General features: G+C 65.2%; 3 protein-coding genes. 2 read left to right on the forward strand and 1 reads right to left on the reverse strand.

From position 1 onward, the window contains the following. Together IT472_RS09150 and IT472_RS09155 are read left to right on the forward strand one after the other, a co-directional pair. Window positions 1-483, forward strand: a 483-nt coding sequence (locus IT472_RS09150) for a Glu/Leu/Phe/Val dehydrogenase family protein (RefSeq protein WP_297181095.1), incomplete at its 5' end; no start/stop codon positions are given. Window positions 484-569: 86 nt separating this feature from the next. After that, window positions 570-1727, forward strand: a complete 1158-nt coding sequence (locus IT472_RS09155; protein WP_297181096.1) for an isovaleryl-CoA dehydrogenase — start codon at window positions 570-572, stop codon at window positions 1725-1727. Between the two features lie 87 nt (window positions 1728-1814). On the opposite strand, the gene IT472_RS09160 is transcribed toward IT472_RS09155, so the two are convergent. Beyond that, window positions 1815-3353: autotransporter domain-containing protein (locus IT472_RS09160; protein WP_297181098.1), on the reverse strand; the 1539-nt coding region annotated here is incomplete at its 5' end.

Raw genomic sequence — 3353 nt, forward strand, 5'->3', positions numbered from 1 at the left:
CTGGTCGACAAGGCGGTCTCCGAATACGGCGCCGAGGCGGTGGGCCTGGACGAAATCTATGACGTCGCTGCCGACGTCTACTCCCCCTGCGCGCTGGGTGGCACGGTCAACGAGAAGACCTTGCCCCGTTTCAAGTTCAAGGTCATCTGCGGCGCCGCCAATAACCAATTGTCGACCGACGCGATCGGCGACGAGGTGGTCAAGCGCGGCATCCTGTATGCACCGGACTACGCGGTGAATGCCGGCGGCGTGATGAACGTGGCGCTGGAGCTTGACGGCTACAACCGCGAGCGCGCGATGCGGATGATGCGCACGATCTACCACAACCTCACCCGCATCTACGAAATCTCCGACCGCGACGGCATCCCGACCTACCGCGCCGCCGACCGTCTTGCCGAAGAGCGCATCAGCGCGATCGGCAAGCTCAAGCTGCCGATGGGCCGCAGCCAGCCGCGCTTCCAGGGCCGCATCCGCGGACAGTGAGTTGAACACACGGCCATCGGGGCGCTGTCGCCCTGCTGTGCCGACGCCGATCCCTGCGCCATCCCACCCAGCGACAAGTGAGTCCCATGCGCCCCTTCCCCCTCGGTGACGATATCGATGCACTGCGCGAGGCGGTTCGCCGTTTTGCCGAGACTGAGATCGCGCCGCGCGCGGCCAAGGCCGACGAGGACAATTGGTTCCCGCAGGAGCTGTGGCCGATGCTCGGCGAGATGGGCCTGCTCGGGATGACCATCCCCGCCGAGTTCGGCGGCAGCGACATGGGTTACCTCGCGCATCTGGTGGCGATGGAAGAAATCAGCCGCGCCTCCGGTTCGATCGGCCTGAGCTACGGCGCGCATTCCAACCTGTGCGTCAACAACCTGTACGCCAACGGCAACGCCGCGCAGCGCAGCAAGTACCTGCCCAAGCTGTGCAGCGGCGAATACAAGGGCGCGCTGGCGATGAGCGAGCCGGGCGCCGGTTCCGACGTGGTCGGCTCGATGGCCTGCCGCGCCGAGCTGAAAGGCGACGTGTGGATCGCCAACGGCAACAAGATGTGGATCACCAACGGCCCCGAGGCCGACGTGCTGATCGTCTACATGCGCACCGCCAGCCGCGAGCTGGGCAGCAAGTGCATGACCTCGTTCATCGTCGAAAAAGGCATGCCGGGATTTTCCACCGCGCAGAAGCTCGACAAGCTGGGCATGCGCGGCAGCAATACCTGCGAGCTGGTGTTCGAGAATTGTCAGATCCCGCAGGACAACGTGCTGGGTGAGGTCAACAACGGCGTCAAGGTGTTGATGAGCGGCCTGAACACCGAGCGTCTGGTGCTGTCCGGCGGCCCGATCGGCCTGATGCAGGCCGCGCTCGACATCGCCCTGCCCTATGTGCGAGAGCGTCGCCAGTTCGGCCAGGCCATCGGCACCTTCGAGCTGATGCAGGCCAAGATCGCTGACATGTATACCTCGCTGCAATCCTCGCGCGCCTTCGCCTATCAAGTGGCGCGCGACTACGACCAAGGCCACAAGAGCCGGATCGACGCCGCCAGCTGCCTGTTGCACGCCAGCGAAGCGGCGGTGCAGGTGGCGCTGGAAGCCATCCAGTCCCTCGGCGGCAACGGCTACATCAACGAATTCGCGACCGGGCGCATCCTGCGCGACGCCAAGCTCTACGCCATCGGCGCCGGCACCAACGAAATCCGCCGCATGCTGATCGGGCGCGAGCTGTTCGCCGGAAACCACTGAGCAGGGAGACGGGAGAGGAGAGAGGGGAAACGAAATCGACTCTTTGACGATGGCGAGTCTCCGCTCCCGTCTCCCGTCTCCCCGCTTTCAAAACCGATAGCTGCCCCACAGCATCGCCGATCCGGCCCTGCCTACCTCACTGCTGCGTCGGCTCAGGTCGAACCGCAGCAGTGCGTTTTGACCGAACAACGCTGACAGCCCGAAGCCGAACAGCTGGCTACGACGCGCCAGCGCCATTCCCTGCAGCGGTGCCCATTGGTCGATGCCGGTATAGCTGGCATCGACCAACATGCCGGATTCTGCCAGCGTCCTTTGCCATTCGGCTCGCGCGTCCGCACGCAGCTCGACATCGCCAAACCGCCAGCCCCGCTCGGCGCGAACTCCGGCCATTGCCTGCCAGCGACTGGCATCCCACGCGTTCGCACGCAGCCCGAAGCCCGACCCACCTGCTTCGCTGAAGCCATCATTGGCGACGGTCAGGTATTGGGTCCCGAGGTACGGCGTCAGCCCAACGCCGTCGAGTTCGAAGCGGCGACCGATCGAGCCGAACGCGCCCAGATAGCGCCCGGAAAGCTGCGTCGACACCGCATCTTGCAGCGATCCCAGCAACAGGTTGCGCTGCAGCCTGCGTTGGAAGTCGCCGTTGACGAACTGCGCCTGCACGTACCACGGGCCTTGCCACGCGACACCATAGAGCTGCACCTCGTGTTGGCGACCACGGCTGTGATCCCCGAAGGTCCCCAGCCAGGTGCTCTGGTCGAGCCGGCTGATGGCGATGCCCAGCATCGCGTTCGCGCCCAGTCGCCAATCGTTGCCGATCATCTCGCCACTGGAATCCAGGCCGACGCTATCGAAACCGGCCTGTGCAAGCTGGCCACCACTGGAGAGATCGCGATACCAGCCACCGACACGTGTCGGCGTGCGCTGCAACCGGTCCATGCGCTGTTCCAGCGTGCGCCGGCCCGCATCGATGGCATCGAAGGTCAACGCGGTGGATGCCGCATGCATCTCACCTGACAGGCTGCGCAATGACAGATCGGCTTGGGTCGCACCGGCGGTCTGCTGGAGCGCCCCGGCCGCGCCGATGAAGGCGGCGCTGATGCCACCTGGCGCAACACCGACCAGCTGCGCATCGATTGCCGTCATCGCCGATTCCACCCGCACCGCCGACGCCTGCGCGCTGGCACTCAGGCCCATCGCCGATGCCGCCTTGGACACATCGATGCGATTGATATTGAGGAAGACGTTGTTCGGGTCATAGGCCAGTGCCGCATCCAGGAACACGCTCGGGGCTGCCTTGAGATCACTGAAGGTGCCGGTGACGCCGCCAACGGCATTGAGCAGGGTTTCGTGCGACGTCGTGGTGTACCCCGACTTCACCCCGAGGATCGACATCGTGCCGGCGATGTTGGCGCTGCCGGTGACCCTCAGCGGAGTGCCCAACCACACGCCGAGGTTGCCGCCGCTGGATTGCGAATAATTCCCCGCAATGGTGGTCGCCGTGGCCGCACCGACCAGGAAGCGCCCGCTGCTGGTGACGTTGCCGCCAAACGCGCCCAGCGCCCACACTGTCGCTCCGCTACTGATATCGAGATTCGATTTCAGCCCCTTGCGCACATCCAGCCC

Source organism: Thermomonas sp. (assembly GCF_020850895.1).
In the GTDB taxonomy this organism is placed as follows: Bacteria; Pseudomonadota; Gammaproteobacteria; order Xanthomonadales; family Xanthomonadaceae; genus Thermomonas.

Bases quoted from the DNA above. Each gene is read 5' to 3' on its own strand.
- IT472_RS09155 (WP_297181096.1), top strand. From the start codon at position 570: ATGCGCCCCTTCCCCCTCGGTGACGATATCGATGCACTGCGCGAGGCG.